This window comes from Citrobacter sp. RHB36-C18 (assembly GCF_013814485.1).
GTDB lineage: Bacteria > Pseudomonadota > Gammaproteobacteria > Enterobacterales > Enterobacteriaceae > Citrobacter > Citrobacter braakii.
On record NZ_CP057125.1, the window covers coordinates 25,871 to 47,179 of the forward strand.

General features: G+C 53.9%; 22 protein-coding genes. 16 read left to right on the top strand and 6 right to left on the bottom strand.

Annotated features, from left to right (window positions below; all coding sequences use genetic code 11):
• The first annotated feature begins 31 nt into the window (after nt 1–31).
• Nucleotides 32–958, top strand: a complete 927-nt coding sequence (dsdC, locus tag HVZ52_RS00120) for a DNA-binding transcriptional regulator DsdC (protein ID WP_016155054.1) — start codon at nt 32–34, stop codon at nt 956–958.
• Nucleotides 959–1,036: 78 nt separating this feature from the next.
• Nucleotides 1,037–2,119 carry a cellulase family glycosylhydrolase gene (locus tag HVZ52_RS00125; RefSeq protein ID WP_181598727.1) on the top strand — a complete coding sequence of 361 codons (1,083 nt, stop codon included), beginning with the start codon at nt 1,037–1,039 and terminating at the stop codon, nt 2,117–2,119.
• On the opposite strand, the gene emrD is transcribed toward HVZ52_RS00125, so the two are convergent.
• From emrD to tisB, 3 genes are all read right to left on the bottom strand, one after another.
• Complete coding sequence (emrD, locus tag HVZ52_RS00130) at nt 2,046–3,230, bottom strand: multidrug efflux MFS transporter EmrD (protein WP_016157807.1); 1,185 nt, start codon at nt 3,228–3,230, stop codon at nt 2,046–2,048. The two genes, HVZ52_RS00125 and emrD, sit on opposite strands and share 74 nt — an antisense overlap.
• 193 nt (nt 3,231–3,423) lie before the next feature.
• Nucleotides 3,424–4,257 (bottom strand): DMT family transporter, encoded by an 834-nt coding sequence (locus HVZ52_RS00135; protein WP_181598728.1) that lies wholly within the window; start codon nt 4,255–4,257, stop codon nt 3,424–3,426.
• A 123-nt stretch (nt 4,258–4,380) separates the two neighbouring features.
• The gene (gene tisB / locus HVZ52_RS00140) at nt 4,381–4,470 is read right to left on the bottom strand and encodes a type I toxin-antitoxin system toxin TisB (RefSeq protein WP_003023909.1); all 90 of its coding nucleotides are present in this window, start codon (nt 4,468–4,470) and stop codon (nt 4,381–4,383) included.
• Nucleotides 4,471–4,993: 523 nt separating this feature from the next.
• On the opposite strand from tisB, the gene ivbL reads away from it, so the two are divergent.
• The 3 genes from ivbL to ilvN all read left to right on the top strand — a co-directional run bounded on the left by ivbL (nt 4,994) and on the right by ilvN (nt 7,182).
• A complete protein-coding gene (gene ivbL / locus HVZ52_RS00145; protein WP_003827118.1) occupies nt 4,994–5,092 on the top strand; it encodes an ilvB operon leader peptide IvbL in 99 nt (32 codons plus the stop codon).
• Between the two features lie 107 nt (nt 5,093–5,199).
• Nucleotides 5,200–6,888 carry an acetolactate synthase large subunit gene (gene ilvB / locus HVZ52_RS00150; RefSeq protein ID WP_016155049.1) on the top strand — a complete coding sequence of 563 codons (1,689 nt, stop codon included), beginning with the start codon at nt 5,200–5,202 and terminating at the stop codon, nt 6,886–6,888.
• Between the two features lie 3 nt (nt 6,889–6,891).
• Complete coding sequence (ilvN, locus tag HVZ52_RS00155; protein WP_003023914.1) at nt 6,892–7,182, top strand: acetolactate synthase small subunit; 291 nt, start codon at nt 6,892–6,894, stop codon at nt 7,180–7,182.
• Nucleotide 7,183: 1 nt separating this feature from the next.
• On the opposite strand, the gene HVZ52_RS00160 is transcribed toward ilvN, so the two are convergent.
• Nucleotides 7,184–7,969 (bottom strand): DeoR family transcriptional regulator, encoded by a 786-nt coding sequence (locus HVZ52_RS00160; RefSeq protein WP_019078017.1) that lies wholly within the window; start codon nt 7,967–7,969, stop codon nt 7,184–7,186.
• Between the two features lie 325 nt (nt 7,970–8,294).
• On the opposite strand from HVZ52_RS00160, the gene rbsK reads away from it, so the two are divergent.
• From rbsK to nepI, 11 genes are all read left to right on the top strand, one after another.
• The gene (gene rbsK / locus HVZ52_RS00165; RefSeq protein ID WP_003827124.1) at nt 8,295–9,215 is read left to right on the top strand and encodes a ribokinase; all 921 of its coding nucleotides are present in this window, start codon (nt 8,295–8,297) and stop codon (nt 9,213–9,215) included.
• Nucleotides 9,216–9,242: 27 nt separating this feature from the next.
• Entirely contained in the window at nt 9,243–10,559 is a 1,317-nt protein-coding gene (gene fucP / locus HVZ52_RS00170; protein WP_181598729.1) for an L-fucose:H+ symporter permease, read from the top strand.
• 11 nt (nt 10,560–10,570) lie between these two features.
• On the top strand, nt 10,571–11,584 hold the full coding sequence (locus HVZ52_RS00175) for an aldose 1-epimerase family protein (protein ID WP_181598730.1): 1,014 nt from the start codon (nt 10,571–10,573) through the stop codon (nt 11,582–11,584).
• A 195-nt stretch (nt 11,585–11,779) separates the two neighbouring features.
• Entirely contained in the window at nt 11,780–12,373 is a 594-nt protein-coding gene (gene uhpA, locus HVZ52_RS00180) for a transcriptional regulator UhpA (protein ID WP_016155044.1), read from the top strand.
• The gene (uhpB, locus tag HVZ52_RS00185; RefSeq protein WP_075848948.1) at nt 12,370–13,872 is read left to right on the top strand and encodes a signal transduction histidine-protein kinase/phosphatase UhpB; all 1,503 of its coding nucleotides are present in this window, start codon (nt 12,370–12,372) and stop codon (nt 13,870–13,872) included. Before uhpA ends, uhpB begins: the two co-directional genes overlap by 4 nt.
• Before the next feature lie 9 nt (nt 13,873–13,881).
• Entirely contained in the window at nt 13,882–15,210 is a 1,329-nt protein-coding gene (locus HVZ52_RS00190; RefSeq protein WP_049042685.1) for an MFS transporter, read from the top strand.
• A 142-nt stretch (nt 15,211–15,352) separates the two neighbouring features.
• On the top strand, nt 15,353–16,744 hold the full coding sequence (uhpT, locus tag HVZ52_RS00195) for a hexose-6-phosphate:phosphate antiporter (protein ID WP_003023929.1): 1,392 nt from the start codon (nt 15,353–15,355) through the stop codon (nt 16,742–16,744).
• Nucleotides 16,745–16,892: 148 nt separating this feature from the next.
• The gene (locus HVZ52_RS00200; protein WP_016157801.1) at nt 16,893–17,345 is read left to right on the top strand and encodes a DUF1198 family protein; all 453 of its coding nucleotides are present in this window, start codon (nt 16,893–16,895) and stop codon (nt 17,343–17,345) included.
• A 100-nt stretch (nt 17,346–17,445) separates the two neighbouring features.
• On the top strand, nt 17,446–17,787 hold the full coding sequence (locus HVZ52_RS00205) for a type II toxin-antitoxin system RelE/ParE family toxin (protein ID WP_016157800.1): 342 nt from the start codon (nt 17,446–17,448) through the stop codon (nt 17,785–17,787).
• Between the two features lie 8 nt (nt 17,788–17,795).
• A complete protein-coding gene (locus HVZ52_RS00210) occupies nt 17,796–18,095 on the top strand; it encodes a helix-turn-helix transcriptional regulator (protein ID WP_016157799.1) in 300 nt (99 codons plus the stop codon).
• A 118-nt stretch (nt 18,096–18,213) separates the two neighbouring features.
• Entirely contained in the window at nt 18,214–19,398 is a 1,185-nt protein-coding gene (gene nepI, locus HVZ52_RS00215) for a purine ribonucleoside efflux pump NepI (protein ID WP_016155040.1), read from the top strand.
• 55 nt (nt 19,399–19,453) lie between these two features.
• Here nepI and HVZ52_RS00220 read toward each other — a convergent pair whose 3' ends face one another.
• On the bottom strand, nt 19,454–20,836 hold the full coding sequence (locus tag HVZ52_RS00220; RefSeq protein ID WP_016157797.1) for a glycoside hydrolase family 1 protein: 1,383 nt from the start codon (nt 20,834–20,836) through the stop codon (nt 19,454–19,456).
• A gap of 92 nt (nt 20,837–20,928) precedes the next feature.
• Nucleotides 20,929–21,222, bottom strand: a complete 294-nt coding sequence (locus HVZ52_RS00225) for a YicS family protein (protein ID WP_019078023.1) — start codon at nt 21,220–21,222, stop codon at nt 20,929–20,931.
• Nucleotides 21,223–21,309 lie beyond the last annotated feature (87 nt).

The window sequence follows — 21,309 nt, forward strand, 5'->3', positions numbered from 1 at the left end:
GGCGAATGAATCAGGAGGACAGGAGGTGAACATGGATCCCTTACGCGAGGTCAGAAATCGGCTGCTCAACGGCTGGCAGTTGTCAAAGCTGTATACCTTTGAAGTGGCGGCCCGACATCAGTCGTTTGCGCTGGCGGCAGATGAGCTGTCATTAAGCCCCAGCGCTGTCAGCCATCGTATTAATCAGCTGGAAGATGAGCTGGGTATTCAGCTGTTTGTTCGTTCGCATCGTAAAGTGGAACTCACCCACGAGGGCAAGCGGGTGTTCTGGGCGCTGAAATCATCGCTGGATACGCTGAATCAGGAAATCCTTGATATTAAAAATCAGGAGTTGTCCGGGACCCTCACCGTCTACTCACGGCCTTCTATCGCTCAGTGCTGGCTGGTTCCGGCGCTCGGCGACTTTACCCGTCGCTATCCGTCGATTTCGCTGACCATGCTGACCGGGAACGACAACGTCAATCTGCAGCGTGCCGGGGTCGATCTGGCCATCTATTTTGACGACGCGCCCTCCGCGCAGCTCACGCACCACTTCCTGATGGATGAAGAGATCCTGCCGGTATGCAGCCCGGACTACGCTCGCCGCCATGACCTTACCGGTTCGCTGGTGAATTTACCGCACTGTACGTTGCTGCATGACAGACAGGCGTGGAGTAACGACTCCGGGACCGATGAATGGCACAGTTGGGCGCAGCATTTTTCGGTGAATCTGCCGACATCGTCGGGAATTGGTTTCGATCGTTCTGATTTGGCGGTGATTGCGGCGATGAATCATATCGGCGTGGCGATGGGCCGAAAGCGGCTGGTGCAAAAACGCCTCGACAGCGGAGAGCTGGTTGCGCCTTTTGGCGATATGGCGCTGAAATGCCATCAGCACTACTACATCACCACCCTGCCAGGCAGACAGTGGCCGAAAATCGAGGCGTTTATTCGCTGGCTTCAGGAACAGGTTAAATAAGCGGGCCGCGAATATTTTTTACGCTTTCTCGCTACACGCAAAGTGAAAAAGCATGCTAAATACGTGATATCACTCCTGATGATTTGCGTAAGGACGACCGTGTTAAAGCCGATTGTTTCCCTTTTACTGTTAGCCAGCGCCACCGTGTGTGCCGCGCAACCTGTGCTGACTGCGGCGCAGTATGCGCAGCAGCTTGGCGTTGGGATGGACGTAGACTGGGCGCGCACCGATCGGGGTATCCGTGAATTCGATCCGCTGGTGGTGCGGGATTACAAGGCGAAAGGGTTAACCCACGTGCGCATTCGCGTGGCGGGAGAGCCTACGGAGGCGCGGCTTATACATCTGCGCAAGCTGGTGGAAGCCTGCGAGCAGTATGGCGTGATCCCGATAATTGCCTATCAGGCTGACGAATATAAAAAAGATCCCAGTACCGGTAACGAAAAAGAGGTGGTTAACTGGTGGGTGGCGGTGGCGCATTACTTTGGTCAAAGCTCGCCGTTGCTGGGTTTCGACCTGATATACGAACCCTCTGATAAGCTCAACCATAATCAGGTATCGCTCAATCGGGTGTATGACAAAACCATTCGTACTGTCCATACCATCGACCCGCAGCGGATGATTTTTATCGCGCCGCGACTACGCGCCGCGCCGGAAGATTTGCCTGACCTGAAACTGCCGCCGCAAAGTCAGAATACCGTGCTGGCTCAATGGCATATTTTTCCGTGGGGGCCGCTGAAAAATAACGGTAAATATCCGTGGACCTCAGGCACAGCGGCAGAAAAGGCCGCTATTCGCGCCCGTATCAATACCGCCCTTCACTGGCAGCAGAAAACGGGTCATGTCAGTTGGGTGGGAGGCTGGTCGCCAGGAGAAACCATCAGGAACGCGCCTTCTGCCTCGCAAATGGCGTTTGCCCAATTTATGGCGTGCGAACTGAAAAAAGCGAAAATTCCCTATGCTATCAATGCGGATACGCAGTTTTATGATGGCGAGGAAGGCGCCTGGCGTCCGGCGCTGGAGCCGTTACTTACGACGATGATCGTGCCTGAATGCGAAAAGCCCGGCGATAAGCCGGGCCATCATACGCTTAAACCGCCTGCCCCTGATGCGACACGCGTGACGCCAGCGGAAGCCAGCAAACAAAAATCAACAGTCCCATAAGGGTCATCAGCAGGCCCAGACTGGCTTGCCCGGTCTGCGGCAGCATTGCAGAAAACCACGCCAGCACGCCGGAACCAATATTCTGTAATCCCCCAACCAGCGCACCGGCAGTGCCTGCCAGGAATGGGAAAGGCTCCATTGCGCCACTGGTTGCCAGCGGAAACAGCATCCCGGCACCGAAGAAAAATAGTGCGGCGGGAATCAGCAGCGTCCAGACGTTCATCACGTCAAACAGGCCCGGGATCCACATCATTAAACCGGCTACCAGACAGCAGATAACCGACTGCCACATCAGCGTCGAGAAACGCTTATTCGGGCGACCGGCGAACCAGGCGCCGAAAAATGCCGCCGGGATGGGCAGAATAAACAGGATACTGACCACCATGCTGCTTAAACCGAGCCTTGCGCCCAACAATACCCCGGAGCAGGCCTCGAAGACCGCAACGCCCGCCAGGCCGCCGATCAGCATCAGCACGTAACAGGTGAAAGAACTGTTACCAAACAGCGTTTTATAGCTGGCGATAAGGCGTGGACGCGGTGCGCCCGCAGGACGCGTTTCTGGCATCCAGCGCGCCATGCTAAACGTGACGCCCGCGCACAGAACCAGCAGGAAAATGTAACAGGCGCGCCAGTTCCACAGGGTATCCAGCATGCCGCCAATCAGCGGGGCCAGCAGCGGACTCACCAGAATCCCCATGTTTAACAAACTATTCGCGTGGCGCAACTGCGTACCTTCGTACAGATCGCGCGGTAAGGTTCGCGCCATTACACCGCCGACGCCTGTGCCCATGCCCTGGATTGCACTGGCGATAATCAGTACCGTCAGGCTGTGGGTGGTAATCGCGACCAGCGTGGCCAGCATAAAAATAGACATTCCGGTGAGGATCACCGGACGGCGGCCAACGCGATCGGAAAGTGGGCCGTAAAACAGTTGTGACAGGCCGTAGGTCAGCAGGTAGGCGGCCATTACGCTTTGCACCGCTCCTTCGCGAACGTTCAGTTCACGCGCCATATCAGCAATCGCGGGGATATAAATGGTTTGCGCCATCTGACCTACCGCCACCAGTAATACCAACATCAACAACAAATTGACGCTTCTATGCCTTTTCATTTCGCTGATTACTTTTAAAAAAGAGAAAAAAGAAGAATAAGGTGCTGTACTTTCCCGTAAATGCGCGTGGAATCTACCACAACAGAAAAAGAAGGCCAGATAGTGGGCTGGAATGTTTACGCGATGAACGGCAGGAAATGTAAACAAAAAGCGGCAACAAATGTTGCCGGATTGCATCGGCTTTACGGCGCGATCATGACAAGCGAAGTAAGACAGCGCCTACGGCAATACCGGCGGCCGCGATAAGGCGTATTCCGGCAACCTTTTCTTTCAGCAGCAGCCAGGCGAGCAGAGCACCAAACAGAATGGAGGTTTCACGCAGCGCTGCGACCACCGCCAACGGAGCCTGGGTCATGGCCCACAGCGCCAGACCGTAAGAACCCATCGTGCCAATCCCGCCCAGAATACCTTTCTTCCACTGCTGTACCAGATAGCGTGACGCTTCCCGGCGCCGGGCGATCATCGCCCAGCCCAGCAGACAGGAACCGTTCAGAAAGAAGGTCCACAGCGTATAACCGAGCGCGGTTTCTGATAAGCGTACGCCGGTGCCATCAACCAGCGTGTAACCAGCGATAAAGCAGGCGTTAATGAGCGCCAGTACGATCCCGCGTTGTGAGCTGCTGCGTCCGTTAAATGCCATGCCTAGAATGGCCAGACAGATCGTAGCAATCCCCACCCAGGCAAACACAGACAGGTTATCGCCAAGGAACAAGACGCTGATAATCGCAACCAGCAGCGGTGCTGTTCCACGCATCAGAGGATAGGTCTGACTCATATCCGAAACCTGATAGGTTTTGGCGACCAGGACCGTATACACCACTTGCAACGCGGTTGAGACGGCCAAAAACGGCAGGCTGGCGGCGGAAGGCTGAGGCGCGAAGGGTAAGCAGATCAATGCCATAATCGCCGCGGAGCCGCTGACGCCAATCGCCGAGTACAGTTTATCGTTTCCAGCTTTAACAATGGCATTCCAACTGGCATGCAGCAGCGCGGCAAACAGCAAAATGCAGAAAACAGAAAGCGTCATGGTGGCGTTCTTCCCTGAGAATGTCATAAAAACGTAACATATTGGCGCGAGACAAGCACCAGGGAGAAGGTGAAAGGGGAGCGGAGTGTTACCCGCTCCCCTTAGGTGCGACTTGAATCCGAATTACTTAACGTATTTCAGAACGGCATCAAGTAGTTGCAGTGCTGCAACAATGAGTTTGAGGATAAGAATAGCGATATCCACGAGGCTCATACGCTCTCCTTTTGGTACAAGGAGCACGGTGCTGACGTACCTCGCCGCTGCCTGTTGCCAGCACCTTTGTTGACATAACACAGTGTGCTCACACGGGGGTTAAGGCGCTGACGGCACCACCCGTTTCAGCCAGGACTTTGATGCGCCGGTTTACGATGCGGCCCCCCGCATAACACATTGCGTACCGAGACATTATAGATAAACACTGTATAAATTAACAGTATTTTATGGACGTTGTGTCATTCATGTTCCATACTCAAAACCATCAAAATTCGTGCCGAAATTGCGTGTTCTTCGCAGAACGCGTATACTTTTTCCGTTGACATAACACAGTGTGTTCGGCGGCTACCAACCGCACAGCGCTGAAAAAAACCTCGCTCCGGCGGGGTTTTTTGTTTTCCGACTCTGCACAGCGAAATGTGATCGTTGACGCATTTTTATGCAGATGAAAATTTTTCCATTGTCACGCTGAAAAACCTGTGTTTGTATAAATCCAGTTAATCAACAAACAGACAGGTCCCTAATGAACCCTTCCATGCTGACTGCGACCCTACTAAAAACTGCGCCATCTCGCGCAGCGGTCGTCGTGCGTGTGGTGGTGGTCGTCGGCAATGCGCCGTAGGGTCCGGATCAACACACGATTCCAAAACCCCGCCGGCGCAAACCGGGCGGGGTTTTTCGTTTAAGAGACCTGCCCGAAGCAAAGGCCCAGAATAAAAGGACTGGAGCATGGCAAGTTCGGGCATAACATCCAAGCGTACGCGTTTTACGGGCGCAGAATTCATCGTTCATTTCATGGAACGCCAGGGGATTCAGGTGGTCACCGGTATTCCTGGCGGATCGATTCTTCCCGTGTATGACGCCTTGAGCCAAAGCACGCAAATCCGTCATATCCTGGCGCGCCACGAGCAGGGCGCGGGGTTTATCGCGCAGGGGATGGCGAGAACCGATGGTAAACCCGCCGTCTGTATGGCCTGCAGCGGACCGGGCGCGACCAACCTGGTGACCGCCATTGCCGACGCGCGGCTGGATTCTATCCCGCTGGTGTGTATCACCGGGCAGGTTCCGGCCTCAATGATCGGGACCGACGCCTTCCAGGAAGTCGACACCTACGGCATCTCTATCCCCATCACCAAGCACAACTATCTGGTCCGCCATATCAGTGAATTACCGCAGGTCATGAGCGATGCGTTCCGCATTGCGCAGTCCGGCCGTCCGGGCCCGGTGTGGATAGACATTCCTAAGGATATTCAAACCGCCGTTTTTGAAATTGAAGAGATGCCGGAGCCCGCGCAGAAAATGGCGGCACCGGCGTTCAGCCAGGACAGCATTCGCGATGCCGCAGCTATGATTAACGCCGCACAGCGTCCGGTGCTGTATCTCGGCGGCGGCGTGATTAACGCGCCTGAGCGGGTTCGTGAACTGGCAGAAAAAGCCATGCTGCCCACCACCATGACCTTAATGGCGCTCGGTATGCTGCCGAAAGCGCATCCGCTGTCGTTAGGCATGCTGGGTATGCATGGCGCACGCAGCACTAACTTTATTCTGCAAGAAGCGGACTTATTGATTGTTCTGGGCGCACGTTTTGATGACCGGGCGATTGGTAAAACCGAGCAGTTCTGTCCGAACGCCAAAATCATCCACGTGGACATCGACCGCGCGGAGCTGGGTAAAATCAAACAACCACACGTGGCGATTCAGGCGGATGTCGATGAGGTTCTGGCACAACTGATCCCATTAATTGACGCGCAGCCGCGAGAGTCGTGGCATCAAATGGTGGCCGATTTACAACGCGAATTCCCCTGCAGCATTCCGCAGGAAAGCGACCCGCTCAGCCACTATGGGCTGATCAACGCCGTAGCGGCCTGCGTGGATGACAATGCCATTATCACCACCGACGTAGGCCAGCATCAGATGTGGGCCGCACAGGCTTACCCGCTGAACCGTCCGCGTCAGTGGCTGACCTCCGGCGGTCTGGGAACCATGGGCTTTGGCCTGCCGGCGGCAATTGGCGCAGCGCTGGTCAACCCGGACAAAAAGGTGCTGTGCTTCTCCGGCGACGGTAGCCTGATGATGAATATTCAGGAAATGGCGACGGCCAGCGAAAATCAGCTGGATATTAAAATCATCCTGATGAATAACGAAGCGTTGGGTCTGGTGTATCAGCAGCAGAGTTTGTTCTATAAGCAGGGCGTTTTTGCAGCGACATATCCGGGGATGATTAACTTTATGCAGATAGCCGCCGGGTTTGGCCTCGAAACCTGCGATTTGAATAACGAAGCGGATCCACAGGCAGCGTTGCAGGAGATTATTAATCGCCCTGGACCTGCGCTGATCCACGTGCGCATCGATGCCGAAGAAAAAGTGTACCCGATGGTGCCGCCGGGTGCGGCAAACACAGAAATGGTGGGGGAATAAGCCATGCAACAGCAGACTCATGACAACGTAATCCTGGAACTCACCGTACGCAACCATCCGGGCGTAATGACCCACGTCTGCGGGCTGTTTGCCCGCCGCGCGTTCAACGTGGAAGGCATTCTCTGTCTACCGATTCAGGACAGCGACAAGAGCCGCATCTGGCTACTGGTCAACGACGATCAGCGTCTTGAGCAGATGATAAGCCAGATCGACAAGCTGGAAGATGTGGTGAAAGTGGCCCGCAACCAGTCCGACCCGTCGATGTTTAACAAAATCACGGTTTTCTTTGAGTGAGTTAGTCGCCGTCTGAATCCGGGGTGATGACTTTGACAGAACCGTTCCGGCAGTGGGTTGCGTAATCTGCCGGCAACGGGCGATCGCTTATCAGTACGTCAAAAGTAGAGAGCGGGCCAATGCTGGCGGGAGCAACCTCATCAAACAGGGCGTGGCGGGTCAGCAGAATTTTGCGCAATCCGCGTTCCATCGCTTTGCGTTTGGTGGCCAGATCGTCCGGATTGAACCAGCTAACGCCGAAATGCTCATGGACTCCGCTGGCAGAGATAAACACTTTTCGTGGGTTGAGCGCATCCAGCGGAGAGGGATTGTTGGTGTCGTAAAAGGCATCACTTTTCGCCCGATAGGTGCCCCCGCAAAGAATCACCGTGGCGTTGGGTTTTTCATTTAGCGCCACGAATACCCGGTGTGAGTAGCAAATTCCGGTAAAGGTAATATCGTCCGGGATCATGCTGACGACTAATGGCATTTCGGCACCATTATCAAAAAAGACCAGATCGTTTTCACTGACCAGTCCCGCGGCCAGAATGGCAACCGGTAAATCGTCGCGATGATACTGCTTTTGCACGGGGAGCGGAGCGTTAACGAGGGTGGCGGGCTTGTTCACCATCACGATGTAACCACCGAGTAGCGTAAGCGGCAATGGTTCGTCATCCTGGCTGAGATCCCGACGGATGGTCATCACGGAAACCTCCAGCATGCGCGCCGCCTCTTTCAGATGGATTCTGTCGGTCTTCTTCAACAATTCCATCAGACGTCGAATACGTTCTTTTTGCTTGGTTTCCATGCACACTCTCCACGAATCATGTTTTCATGTTCCTTCAGTAACATTTATGTGTTTCTGGGAACATGACATTGCTGCATTACTATACGTCTGACCATTGGGAAATAAAAGCGTGTTTTTACACGTTTTATTGATTATAAGCAGCGAGTTTTCAGTCAATTGTAAGCAAGTTAATCATTTTGAGTGTGATAGAGACGCAACATTTAGCATAATAAATAAACAATAAAATGATCCTCCAATCGCGATCCTAGTCACAAATGATACGAAAGTAACATGATAATGTTATTTTAATATCATTGTTGTGTGATTGTTTCTGAGAGGTAGTAAAATGGATATCGCGGTTATTGGCTCCAACATGGTGGATCTCATCACCTACATCAACCAGATGCCCAAAGAAGGGGAAACGCTGGAAGCACCCGCCTTTAAAATTGGTTGTGGCGGTAAAGGGGCAAATCAGGCCGTTGCGGCTGCTAAGCTCAATTCCAAAGTGCTGATGCTGACGAAAGTCGGTGATGATATTTTTGCGGATAACACCATTCGTAATCTCGAATCCTGGGGGATTAATACGACCTATGTCGAAAAGGTACCCTGCACCAGCAGCGGCGTTGCACCGATCTTTGTTAATGCAAACTCCAGCAACAGCATTCTGATTATTAAAGGTGCCAACAAGTTTCTCTCCCCGGAAGATATCGATCGCGCGGCGGAAGATCTGAAAAAGTGTCAACTTATTGTCCTGCAGCTGGAAGTACAGTTGGAAACGGTTTATCACGCGATTGAATTCGGTAAAAAACACGGTATTGAAGTCTTATTAAATCCCGCCCCTGCATTACGGGAATTAGATATGTCTTATGCCTGTAAATGCGATTTCTTCGTGCCAAATGAAACCGAGCTCGAAATATTAACCGGTATGCCGGTGGATACCTATGACCATATTCGCGCCGCGGCACGTTCTTTGGTCGATAAAGGTCTGAACAATATTATCGTCACCATGGGGGAGAAAGGTGCTCTGTGGATGACGCGTGACCAGGAAGTCCATGTCCCGGCGTTTAAAGTGAACGCTGTCGATACCAGTGGCGCAGGTGACGCTTTCATCGGTTGTTTTGCCCACTATTACGTTCAAAGCGGTGATGTCGAAGCCGCCATGAAAAAAGCCGCTCTCTTCGCTGCATTCAGCGTTACCGGGAAAGGCACTCAATCATCTTATCCAAGCATCGAACAATTTAATGAGTTTCTTACCTTAAACGAATAATACTCCTGCATTGTAAAAGGTAGCACTATGAACGATAAAAACATCATTCAGATGCCCGACGGCTATCTGAATAAGACGCCTCTGTTCCAGTTTATTTTGTTATCCTGTTTATTCCCTTTATGGGGATGCGCAGCCGCATTAAATGATATTCTGATTACGCAATTCAAAAGCGTATTTTCACTCAGCAACTTTGCTTCGGCATTAGTTCAGAGTGCCTTTTATGGCGGTTATTTTTTAATTGCGATTCCGGCATCTTTGGTGATTAAAAAGACCAGTTATAAAATCGCCATCTTAATGGGACTGACCCTTTATATTGTTGGCTGTACGCTCTTTTTCCCGGCATCGCACATGGCCACCTACACCATGTTCCTCGCGGCAATTTTTGCGATTGCGATTGGCCTGAGCTTCCTGGAAACTGCAGCCAACACCTACAGCTCCATGATTGGCCCAAAAGCGTATGCCACCCTGCGCCTGAACATCAGCCAGACCTTTTACCCCATTGGTGCAGCCGCCGGTATTCTGCTGGGTAAATATCTGGTCTTCTCTGAAGGCGAGAGTCTGGAAAAACAGATGGCTGGGATGAACGCGGAGCAGATCCACAACTTTAAAGTGTTGATGCTGGAAAATACCCTTGAGCCTTACAAGTACATGATTATGGTGCTGGTTGTGGTGATGGTGTTGTTCCTGCTGACCCGCTTCCCGACCTGTAAAGTCGCGCAAACGGCGAGTCATAAACGTCCGTCAGCGATGGATACGCTGCGTTATCTGGCCAGCAATGCCCGTTTCCGCCGTGGGATTGTGGCGCAGTTCCTGTACGTGGGGATGCAGGTCGCGGTGTGGTCATTTACCATCCGTCTGGCGCTGGAATTGGGTGATATCAACGAGCGCGACGCCTCAACCTTCATGGTCTATAGCTTTGCCTGCTTCTTTATCGGCAAGTTTATCGCCAACATCTTGATGACACGCTTCAATCCGGAAAAAGTGCTGATCCTCTACTCCATCATTGGCGCACTGTTTCTGGTCTATGTTGCGCTGGCGCCAAGCTTCAGCGCCGTGTACGTTGCCGTACTGGTGAGCGTCCTGTTTGGACCCTGCTGGGCGACAATCTATGCCGGTACGCTAGATACCGTGGATAACGAACATACTGAAATGGCGGGAGCAGTCATTGTCATGGCCATTGTTGGTGCAGCGGTGGTTCCGGCAATTCAGGGCTATGTGGCCGATATGTTCCACTCGCTACAACTCTCGTTCCTGGTCTCCATGTTGTGCTTCGTGTACGTCGGTATCTACTTCTGGTGTGAAAGCAAAGTGCGCAATAACCTGGCTGAAGCGACTGTTTCCTGAGGAGAGCGATCATGACAACACGTATCACGCTGTGGCGGGAACTCTTTGCAGAGCATCCGCGAATCTTACTGAAGAATAGCGACTTCACGGTTACCACATTTCGTTACGCCAGCGGTGTGGAAGGGCTGAAGGTAGAAAACAGTCGTGGACATCTGGTTATTCTGCCCTGGATGGGGCAGATGATCTGGGATGCTCAGTTTGACGGGCATGAACTGACCATGCGCAACATGTTCAGTCAGCCGAAACCGGCTGCGGAAGTGGTAGCGACATACGGCTGCTTTGCTTTCCACTCGGGTATATTGGCTAATGGCTGCCCTTCGCCGGAAGATTCTCACCCGTTGCATGGCGAAATGGCCTGTGCCGCGATGGATGAGGCCTGGCTGGAGCTGGAGGGAGAGAATTTGCGCGTGAGCGGACGCTACGAGTATGTGATGGGATTCGGTCATCATTATCAGGCGCATCCTGCGGTGGTTATGCGCAAAGCGAGTGCGCTGTTTGATATTCAGATGGCGGTCACCAACCTCGCCTCAGTGGCAATGCCTTTACAGTATATGTGCCATATGAACTATGCCTACGTACCGGAAGCGACCTTCAGCCAGAATATCCCGGATGAAGCCATGAAGCTGCGTGAGTCGGTACCCGCGCATGTTAAACCTACCGAGCAGTGGCTGGCGTTTAATCAGCGGATCATCCAGGGCGAGGCCTCGCTGGGGCGCCTCAACGAGCCCGATTTTTACGATCCGGAAATCGTTTTCTTCGCTGACCAACTGGACCGATACACGGACAAGCCTGAATTTCGCATGATCGCACCTGATGGCACCACGTTCGTGACGCGTTTCTTCAGCGCGGAGCTGAATTATGTCACCCGTTGGATCCTCTATAACGGCGATCAGCAGGTGGCAGCCTTCGCCCTACCTGCGACCTGTCGCCCTGAAGGCTTCCTGGCGGCACAGCGAAAAGGCACGTTGATTCAGCTAGAACCGCAGCACACCCGCACATTTACCGTCACAACTGGCATCGCCTGATCGCTCAAGGCTTAAACAGCAGCGCGTCGGAACACAAAATCCTTCAAGCTGCATAAGGCGGCAAGTCTGCTCACCTCAGGAGCTTACTCAAGTCAGTGACTCGGGTGAGCAGACCAAGCCAACGCAGAGGCTGCTTGAAGGATAAAGTGTATATCGTTAAGGTAAGCACGTTTTTTATCCCCCAGGACAGAACCCATGATCACCGTTGCCCTTATCGACGACCACACTATCGTCCGCTCCGGCTTTGCCCAGTTGCTGGGGCTGGAACCTGATTTGCAGGTTGTGGCTGAGTTCGGCTCAGGCAGCGAGGCGCTGGCGGGATTACCGGGACGTGGCGTGCAGGTATGTATCTGTGATATCTCGATGCCTGATATCTCCGGTCTTGAACTGTTAAGCCAGTTGCCAAAAGGGATGGCGATTATCATGCTCTCCGTCCACGACAGCCCGGCGCTGGTGGAGCAGGCGCTCAACGCGGGCGCGCGTGGTTTCCTTTCTAAACGCTGTAGTCCTGATGAGCTGATCGCGGCGGTGCATACCGTGGCGACCGGCGGCTGCTATTTGACGCCGGATATCGCCGTCAAACTGGCGGCTGGTCGTCAGGATCCTCTGACCAAACGCGAACGTCAGGTGGCGGAGAAACTGGCGCAAGGCATGGCGGTAAAAGAGATTGCCGCCGAACTGGGCCTGTCGCCGAAAACGGTGCACGTGCATCGCGCTAACTTGATGGAAAAACTGGGCGTTAGCAACGATGTCGAACTGGCCCGCCGGATGTTTGACGGCTGGCAATGAACACGCTCTGTTCCCGGTTAATCACCGTTGTTGCCTGCTTCTTTATCTTCTCTGCCGCGTGGTTCTGCTTGTGGAGTATCAGCCTGCACCTGGTTGAGCGCCCGGAGCTGGCGGTACTGCTGTTTCCGTTTGGCCTGCGTCTGGGGCTGATGCTGCAATGTCCACGCGGCTACTGGCCGGTGCTGCTGGGTGCGGAATGGCTGCTTCTTTTCTGGCTGGCGCAGGAAGTGGCGCTGGCTCACTTGCTACTTTTGATGATCGGGAGCTTCCTCACGTTACTCCCGGTGATGCTGATTTCGCGCTACCGCCATCAGCGCGACTGGCGCACGCTGCTGTTGCAGGGCGCGGCGCTGACGGCGGCGGCGTTGCTGCAATCGCTGCCCTGGCTTGGGCAAGGCGAAGAGGCGTGGAATGCCCTACTGCTGACGCTCACCGGTGGATTAACGCTGGCCCCGATCTGTCTGGTTTTCTGGCACTATCTTACCAGCACCACCTGGTTGCCGCTGGGCCCGGCGGTGGTGTCTCAGCCGGTGAACTGGCGCGGGCGGCATCTGGTCTGGTATCTGCTACTGTTTAGCGTCAGCCTGTGGTTGCAGCTTGGCCTGCCCGATGAACTGTCGCGCTTCACGCCGTTTTGCCTCGCGCTGCCGATCATTGCGCTCGCCTGGCACTACGGCTGGCAGGGAGCGCTGATTGCCACGTTAATGAACGCCATTGCGCTGATTGCCAGCCAGACCTGGCACGATCATCCCGTCGACCTGTTGCTCTCCCTGCTGGTGCAAAGCCTGACCGGGCTGCTGCTCGGCGCGGGGATCCAGCGTCTGCGCGAGCTTAACCAGTCGCTGCAAAACGAATTAGCGCGCAACCACCGTCTGGCTGAACGCCTGCTGGAGACGGAAGAGAGCGTGCGCCGGGATGTGGCGCGCGAACTGCACGATGATATCGGTCAGACCATCACCGCCATTCGCACCCAGGCGGGCATTGTCCAGCGACTGGCGCCGGAAAACGCAGGGGTGAAGCGTAGCGGGGCGCATATCGAACAACTTTCTCTTGGCGTGTACGATTCTGTGCGTCGTCTGTTGGGTCGTCTGCGTCCGCGCCAGTTGGATGATCTCACGCTGGAACAAGCGATCCGCTCATTGATGCGTGAAATGGAGCTGGAAAGCCGTGGCATTGTCAGCCACCTTGACTGGCGAATTGACGAATCTGCACTCAGCGAAAGTCAGCGGGTGACGCTGTTTCGCGTCTGTCAGGAAGGGCTGAACAACATCGTTAAGCACGCCAACGCCAGCGCGGTGACGCTTCAGGGCTGGCAGCAGGATGAACGGCTGATGCTGGTGATTGAGGACGACGGCAGCGGCCTGCCGCCGGGGTCGAATCAGCAGGGATTTGGCCTCACCGGGATGCGTGAACGTATTACCGCCCTCGGGGGATCGCTCTCGATTTCCTGTACGCACGGCACGCGGGTCAGCGTGTCGTTACCCCAGCGTTATGTGTAAGGAGCGGTCATGTTTTCGTTTTTAAAAGCCCCAGTCAGCGCGCCGCTCATCACCGATAAGCGTGAAGTGGATGCCCTCTACCGCTACTGGCGGCGGCATATTCTGACCACTATCTGGCTCGGCTACGCGCTGTTCTATTTCACACGCAAGAGCTTCAACGCCGCCGTACCGGATATCCTCACCAGCGGCGTGCTGACCCGCAGCGACATTGGTCTGCTGGCGACGCTGTTTTACATCACCTACGGCCTGTCGAAGTTTGTTTCCGGTATCGTCAGTGACCGTTCCAACGCTCGTTATTTTATGGGGTTTGGGCTTATCGCCACCGGCGTGGTGAACATTCTGTTTGGCTTCTCCACCTCGCTCTGGGCTTTTGCGGTGCTCTGGGCGCTGAACGCCTTTTTCCAGGGCTGGGGGTCGCCGGTCTGCGCGCGTTTATTGACTGCGTGGTATTCGCGTACCGAACGCGGCGGCTGGTGGGCGCTGTGGAATACTGCGCACAATGTTGGCGGGGCGCTGATCCCTATCGTGATGGCGGCGACGGCGCTGCACTACGGCTGGCGTGCCGGGATGATGATCGCCGGGCTGCTGGCGATTGTGGTGGGGGTTTTTCTCTGCTGGCGGCTGCGCGACAGGCCGCAGGCGATTGGTCTGCCGCCGATTGGCGACTGGCGCCATGATGAGCTGGAAATCGCCCAGCAGCAGGAAGGCGCAGGGCTGAGCCGTAAAGAGATCCTCACCCGCTATGTATTGCTGAATCCCTATATCTGGCTGCTGTCGCTGTGTTACGTGCTGGTGTACGTCGTCCGCGCCGCCATCAACGACTGGGGCAATCTGTATATGTCGGAGACGCTCGGCGTGGATCTGGTGACCGCCAATACCGCCGTGACCATGTTCGAATTGGGCGGATTTATCGGCGCGCTGGTCGCAGGCTGGGGCTCGGACAAACTGTTTAACGGCAACCGCGGTCCAATGAACCTGATTTTTGCTGCCGGAATTTTGCTCTCCGTGGGCTCGTTGTGGCTGATGCCGTTCGCCAGTTACGTGATGCAGGCGGCGTGCTTCTTCACCACCGGATTCTTCGTCTTCGGCCCGCAAATGCTGATCGGCATGGCGGCGGCGGAGTGCTCGCACAAAGAGGCAGCGGGCGCGGCAACCGGATTTGTCGGGCTGTTTGCCTATCTGGGGGCATCGCTTTCCGGCTGGCCGCTGGCGAAGGTGATGGAGGTCTGGCACTGGACCGGATTCTTTGTGGTGATCGCCATTGCGGCGGGGATTTCCGCGCTGCTGCTGCTGCCGTTTTTGAACGCCCAGGCTCCACGCGAACTCAACGAAGCGTGATGCACCTCACCTTTTTGCCCTGAGTAGGGCAAAACTAAGAAATTTTCCCGGTTTCACCTGGACGCTGTCTCAGGCGCGTCTCCCGGCTGATTTTTACAATGCCTGCCATTCGCAGGTATAAAAATTAGCTCGGGAGTGTCAAATGCTGGCCTTTCTAAACCAGGTACGCAAGCCGACCCTGGATCTGCCGCTCGATGTGCGGCGCAAAATGTGGTTCAAACCGTTCATGCAGTCCTATCTGGTGGTCTTTATTGGCTACCTGACCATGTATCTGATCCGCAAAAACTTCAACATCGCGCAGAACGACATGATCTCCACCTACGGGCTGAGCATGACGCAGCTGGGGATGATTGGCCTGGGCTTCTCCATCACCTACGGCGTGGGTAAAACGCTGGTTTCCTACTACGCAGACGGCAAAAATACCAAGCAGTTCCTGCCGTTTATGCTGATCCTCTCCGCCATCTGTATGCTCGGCTTCAGCGCCAGCATGGGGGCGGGTTCAACCAGCCTGTTCCTGATGATCGCCTTCTACGCGCTGAGCGGTTTTTTCCAGAGTACCGGTGGCTCGTGTAGCTATTCCACCATCACCAAATGGACGCCGCGTCGCAAGCGGGGTTCTTACCTCGGCATGTGGAATATCTCCCATAACCTCGGTGGTGCGGGTGCGGCTGGCGTGGCGCTGTTTGGCGCCAACTATCTGTTCGACGGTCACGTCATTGGTATGTTTATCTTCCCGTCAATTATCGCCCTGATTGTCGGCTTTATCGGCCTGCGCTACGGCAGCGACTCCCCGGAGTCTTATGGCCTCGGTAAAGCTGAAGAGCTGTTCGGCGAGGAGATAAGCGAAGAGGACAAAGAGACTGAAGAAAATGAGATGACCAAATGGCAGATCTTTGTTGAATACGTGCTGAAAAACAAAGTGATCTGGCTGCTGTGCTTCTCCAACATTTTCCTGTACGTGGTGCGCATCGGTATCGACCAGTGGTCCACTGTCTACGCTTTCCAGGAGCTGAAGCTCTCCAAAGAGGTGGCGATTCAGGGCTTTACCCTGTTTGAAGTGGGCGCGTTGGTCGGCACGTTACTGTGGGGTTGGCTCTCTGACCTGGCTAACGGTCGTCGTGCGCTGGTAGCCTGTGTGGCGCTGGCGTTGATTATCGCGACCCTGGGCGTTTATCAGCACGCCAGCAACCAGTATGTCTATCTGGCTTCGCTGTTTGCGCTGGGCTTCCTGGTGTTTGGTCCTCAGCTGTTAATCGGCGTTGCAGCCGTCGGATTCGTACCGAAAAAAGCGATCGGCGCAGCCGACGGGATTAAAGGCACCTTCGCATATCTGATTGGTGACAGCTTCGCCAAGCTGGGTCTGGGGATGATTGCCGACGGCACGCCGATTTTTGGTCTGACCGGCTGGGCGGGCACGTTCGCCGCGCTGGATACCGCCGCCATCGGTTGTATCTGCCTGATGGCCATCGTGGCCGTGTTTGAAGAACGTAAAATTCGCCGCGAGAAAAAAATTCAACAATTGAAAGTCGCTTAAGTTAAGTGTGCATTGGTAACTTTTGCCCGCCTGGATGGCGGGCTTTTTTATGTCGCGGATCCATCCTGAATCGTGTTGATACGTTCAGTCGTCGACAGAGAGGAATTTGCCGTTATGATGGGCATCCTGTCTGGTAATGGATGTGCGCATGATTTGGATAATGCTGGCCACATTGGTCGTTGTTTTTGTAGTGGGTTTTCGGGTGTTGACGTCCGGATCTCGACGGGCAATTCGCCGTCTGAGCGAGCGACTGAATATTGATGTTGTGCCGGTAGAGTCGATGATCGATCAGATGGGAAAAGTACAGGGTGAGGCTTTTTTACAGTACCTCCACCGCCCAGATGAATCGCATCTGCAAAATGCTGCCCAGGTGTTGTTGATCTGGCAAATCGTTATTGTCGACGGCAGTGAGTCGAATCTGCTGCAATGGCACCGTTGGCTGCAAAAAGCCCGATTGGCCACGCCGATTACTGACGCACAGGTGCGTCTGGCGCTCGGTTTTCTGCGCGAGATAGAGCCGGATATGCAGGAGTTTAATGCGTTTCAGATGCGCTATAACGCCTTTTTCCAGCCCGAAGATGGCGTGCACTGGCTGCACTGACAGTCATGCCTGTTGGCGAATTAATTGTGCAAATATAAATTGATTTAATAGCTAATGGGCTATAATTTACCTATAGCTTATTAGCTATGAGGGATCGTTGATGTGGGAAGTGGAAACAACGGATGTTTTCGATAAATGGTTTGACGTACAGACCGAGGCGCTCAAGGAAGATATGCTCGCAGCGATGATGATTTTATCCGAGTATGGTCCTCAGTTAGGCAGGCCGTTTGCTGATACGGTAAATGCTTCTGCTTTTTCAAATATGAAAGAGTTGCGAGTGCAGCATCAGGGCAACCCGATTCGGGCGTTCTTCGTGTTTGATCCTTCTCGCCATGGCATCGTGTTATGCGCAGGCGATAAAACAGGGTTAAACGAGAAGAAATTCTATAAAGAGATGATCAGGCTTGCTGACGCTGAGTACCGAAATCACCTTAATAAGTAAGGAAAATTATGGCGACGCTTAAAGAATTGATGGCGAAACAAAGCCCGGAAAGCCAGGAGCGCATTGCTGAAAAAGTAGAAGTGCTACGTCAGGTGATTGCGTTAAATATGTTACGGGAAGAACTGAATCTCTCTCAGGCGGAACTTGCCTCGGCAATGGGCGTTAAGCAGCCAACAATCGCAAAAATGGAACAGGCGGATAACGATCCTCGTCTGTCGACGCTTAAGCGTTATGTCACAGCGTTAGGTGGCGAACTGAGCATTGATGTTAAGTTACCGACAGGTAAAAGAGTCGCGTTTCATCTTTAAAAATCCGTGTGGCCTGGATTTTGTGTAAGATGAAAGTAGTTGCCAAAACGTTAAATGCGTCACAAATTTAGTGTTACACTGCGTAACTTTTCTGCAATAACCCCACGCAGGTAACAAAATGAGTGAAGCTGTTGAACAAAAATCCCGCGCTGAGGCAAATGCCCGACCGAACTGGTCGGCGGTATTCGCTGTGGCGTTCTGCGTTGCCTGCCTGATAACCGTTGAGTTTCTGCCCGTTAGCCTGTTAACGCCGATGGCGCAGGATCTGGGGATTTCTGAAGGTGTTGCCGGACAATCGGTGACTGTGACGGCATTTGTTGCCATGTTCGCCAGCCTGTTTGTGACGCAAATTATCCAGGCGACCGATCGTCGCTACGTGGTGATCGTGTTTTCGGTGCTGCTGACGCTCTCCTGCCTGCTGGTTTCCTTTGCCAACTCTTTTTCACTGCTGCTCATTGGCCGCGCCTGCCTCGGTCTGGCGCTTGGCGGATTCTGGGCGATGTCAGCGTCGCTGACCATGCGTCTGGTTCCCGCCCGTACGGTACCGAAAGCGCTGTCGGTGATTTTTGGCGCGGTCTCTGTCGCGCTGGTGATTGCCGCGCCGCTGGGGAGTTTTTTGGGCGGTATTATCGGCTGGCGCAACGTGTTTAATGCGGCGGCGGTAATGGGCGTGCTGTGCACGATTTGGGTGGTGAGAGCGCTGCCGTCGTTGCCAGGTGAACCTTCGCATCAGAAACAAAATATGTTCAGCCTGTTGCAGCGCCCAGGGGTGATGGCCGGGATGATTGCCATCTTTATGTCCTTTGCCGGACAGTTCGCCTTCTTTACCTATATTCGCCCGATCTATATGAATCTGGCAGGCTTTGAAGTTGATGGCTTGACGTTGGTGCTGCTGAGTTTTGGTATCGCCAGCTTTGTCGGGACGTCGCTCTCCTCGGTAGTTCTGAAGCGCTCGGTCAAACTGGCCTTAGCCGGTGCGCCGCTGGTGCTGGCGCTTAGCGCGCTGGTCCTGATCCTGTGGGGTAGCGACAAAGTTGTGGCGGCAGGTATTGCGATTATCTGGGGCCTGGCGTTTGCGTTGGTTCCGGTCGGCTGGTCGACGTGGATCACCCGATCGCTTGCCGATCAGGCAGAAAAAGCCGGATCCGTCCAGGTCGCCGTGATCCAGCTTGCCAATACCTGCGGGGCAGCGGTGGGAGGCTATGCGCTCGATAACCTCGGACTGCTTTCGCCCCTGATGCTTTCCGGCAGCCTGATGCTGCTGACGGCGCTTCTGGTCACGATGAAGGTCAGAATACAGTGAGATTGTTGCCTGATGGCGCGCAGCTTTCAGGCAACACCGCTATCTGACGGCTGAATCAATCAAAACCATTGTTTTCGGCGGTATGGGCAAACCATTCGCCGCTTTTCTTCACTGTACGTTTTTGCGTATCTAAATCTAACTGGACAAAACCGTAGCGGTTTTTATATCCGTTGAGCCAGGACCAGTTATCAATAAAGGTCCACATATGGTAGCCAAGACAATTACACCCTTCGCTAATGCCTTTATGTAGCCATTTAAGATGCGCGGAAACAAATTCAATACGGTAGCTGTCGTTGATTTGGTCCTGCTGAATAAAACGTTGCTCATTTTCGACTCCCATGCCGTTTTCAGAAATAAAACAGCGCGGGTTGCCGTAGTTATCACGCAGATTAGTAATAATATCGTAAATACCTGGCTCGTAAATTTCCCAGCCACGGTAAGGGTTCATTTTACGCCCCGGCATTTCGTAATAATCAAACAGCCACTCCGGCATAAACGGCGCGTCAGGATTGACGGCAGTATCACGACATTTCACGCGGCGCGGCTGATAATAATTAATACCGAGCAGGTCGATTTTGCCATCGGCGATGAGCTGACTGTCGCCTGGCTGACATGCTGGGAGTTGATCATACTCTTTTAGCAGCTCTATCAGATCCGCCGGATATTCACCTTTTAGCACCGGGTCAAGGAAGCTGCGGTTAAACAGCAGATCCGCATGGTGCGCAGCTTTTACATCCGCCGGGTGTTGTGAGCGCGGATAAGAGGGCGTTAAATTCAGGATCACACCGATTTCACCGTCATAACTACCGGCGTGATATGCGCGCACTGCCGTGGAATGCGCCAGTACGGTGTGATACGCCACGGTGGCCGCGCGTTTGAAATCCACCACATTAGGGTAATGGAAGTCATACAGATAGCCGCCTTCTACCGGGACAATCGGTTCGTTAAAGGTGAACCAGTGCTTCACCCGATTGCCGAACAAGGTAAAACAGGTTTGTGCGTAGCGACCAAACGCCTCAACCACATCACGGTTTTCCCAGCCACCTTTCTCCTGCATCACCATCGGCATATCGAAGTGGAACAGGGTGATAAATGGCGTAATGCCTTGCGCCAGCAGCTCATCGATGACGTTGTTATAGAAATCAACTGCCTGCGGGTTGACGTCGCCAGTACCGTCCGGGATCAGTCGTGACCAACTGATTGAAGTGCGGAAGCTGTTGTGCTTCAGCTGTTTGAGCAGTGCGATGTCCTGTTTCCAGTGCTGATAAAAGGTCGAGGTGTTCGCCGGGCCAACCCCCTGATGGAAACGCCCAGGCTGGCGGTCGAACCACACGTCCCATGTCGTCTGGCTTTTGCCGCCGTTCAGACTATCCCCTTCGGTTTGCAGCGCCGAGCAGGCACTGCCCCACCAAAAGTTTTCGGGAAAACGGTATCGCATTATCTTGCTCCTTGATGTGTTTCATTTCCCTACACAATAGGCGATTTTGCAAAACAGAAACCGGTTACAGCACTCGTTTTTCAATGCGATAGTTACAAATCCGGGCATTCAACTTTGCCCAGCGCTTCCCAGTAGTTGTTCTGATTGTTTCTTTGTATTGCCAGAATGGCTTCGCGGATGTGTTGCTGATTACGCGTATCAGCCATAATCGTTTTTTCCCACACCTCATCCGATGGCGACCCCTGCGGGGTACAAATCTTGCGTAAATCCTTCAATACGGTGTTTTTTTCATGAACGGACTGTAGAGAGCCATAAGCCGAATCGGCCTGCGCCAAACCCGGCAGCATGAAAAGAATGGCAATAAGCGGTAAAACGGCTTGTTTCATGATAATAATCCTTGTTGTCGATGCGCATCATCTCAAGAGTAAGTGTAGACGGCATGCGCCTCACTCATCAGCCTGTGTTAATTTCTA

Bases quoted from the DNA above. Each gene is read 5' to 3' on its own strand.
- uhpB (WP_075848948.1), top strand. From the start codon at position 12,370: ATGAACACGCTCTGTTCCCGGTTAATCACCGTTGTTGCCTGCTTCTTT.
- rbsK (WP_003827124.1), top strand. From the start codon at position 8,295: ATGGATATCGCGGTTATTGGCTCCAACATGGTGGATCTCATCACCTAC.
- ilvN (WP_003023914.1), top strand. From the start codon at position 6,892: ATGCAACAGCAGACTCATGACAACGTAATCCTGGAACTCACCGTACGC.
- HVZ52_RS00220 (WP_016157797.1), bottom strand. From the start codon at position 20,836: ATGCGATACCGTTTTCCCGAAAACTTTTGGTGGGGCAGTGCCTGCTCG.
- emrD (WP_016157807.1), bottom strand. From the start codon at position 3,230: ATGAAAAGGCATAGAAGCGTCAATTTGTTGTTGATGTTGGTATTACTG.
- HVZ52_RS00160 (WP_019078017.1), bottom strand. From the start codon at position 7,969: ATGGAAACCAAGCAAAAAGAACGTATTCGACGTCTGATGGAATTGTTG.
- HVZ52_RS00125 (WP_181598727.1), top strand. From the start codon at position 1,037: ATGATTTGCGTAAGGACGACCGTGTTAAAGCCGATTGTTTCCCTTTTA.
- HVZ52_RS00175 (WP_181598730.1), top strand. From the start codon at position 10,571: ATGACAACACGTATCACGCTGTGGCGGGAACTCTTTGCAGAGCATCCG.
- fucP (WP_181598729.1), top strand. From the start codon at position 9,243: ATGAACGATAAAAACATCATTCAGATGCCCGACGGCTATCTGAATAAG.
- uhpA (WP_016155044.1), top strand. From the start codon at position 11,780: ATGATCACCGTTGCCCTTATCGACGACCACACTATCGTCCGCTCCGGC.
- dsdC (WP_016155054.1), top strand. From the start codon at position 32: ATGGATCCCTTACGCGAGGTCAGAAATCGGCTGCTCAACGGCTGGCAG.
- ilvB (WP_016155049.1), top strand. From the start codon at position 5,200: ATGGCAAGTTCGGGCATAACATCCAAGCGTACGCGTTTTACGGGCGCA.
- HVZ52_RS00210 (WP_016157799.1), top strand. From the start codon at position 17,796: ATGGCGACGCTTAAAGAATTGATGGCGAAACAAAGCCCGGAAAGCCAG.
- uhpT (WP_003023929.1), top strand. From the start codon at position 15,353: ATGCTGGCCTTTCTAAACCAGGTACGCAAGCCGACCCTGGATCTGCCG.
- HVZ52_RS00200 (WP_016157801.1), top strand. From the start codon at position 16,893: ATGATTTGGATAATGCTGGCCACATTGGTCGTTGTTTTTGTAGTGGGT.
- ivbL (WP_003827118.1), top strand. From the start codon at position 4,994: ATGAACCCTTCCATGCTGACTGCGACCCTACTAAAAACTGCGCCATCT.
- HVZ52_RS00205 (WP_016157800.1), top strand. From the start codon at position 17,446: ATGTGGGAAGTGGAAACAACGGATGTTTTCGATAAATGGTTTGACGTA.
- HVZ52_RS00225 (WP_019078023.1), bottom strand. From the start codon at position 21,222: ATGAAACAAGCCGTTTTACCGCTTATTGCCATTCTTTTCATGCTGCCG.
- HVZ52_RS00135 (WP_181598728.1), bottom strand. From the start codon at position 4,257: ATGACGCTTTCTGTTTTCTGCATTTTGCTGTTTGCCGCGCTGCTGCAT.
- nepI (WP_016155040.1), top strand. From the start codon at position 18,214: ATGAGTGAAGCTGTTGAACAAAAATCCCGCGCTGAGGCAAATGCCCGA.
- tisB (WP_003023909.1), bottom strand. From the start codon at position 4,470: ATGAGCCTCGTGGATATCGCTATTCTTATCCTCAAACTCATTGTTGCA.
- HVZ52_RS00190 (WP_049042685.1), top strand. From the start codon at position 13,882: ATGTTTTCGTTTTTAAAAGCCCCAGTCAGCGCGCCGCTCATCACCGAT.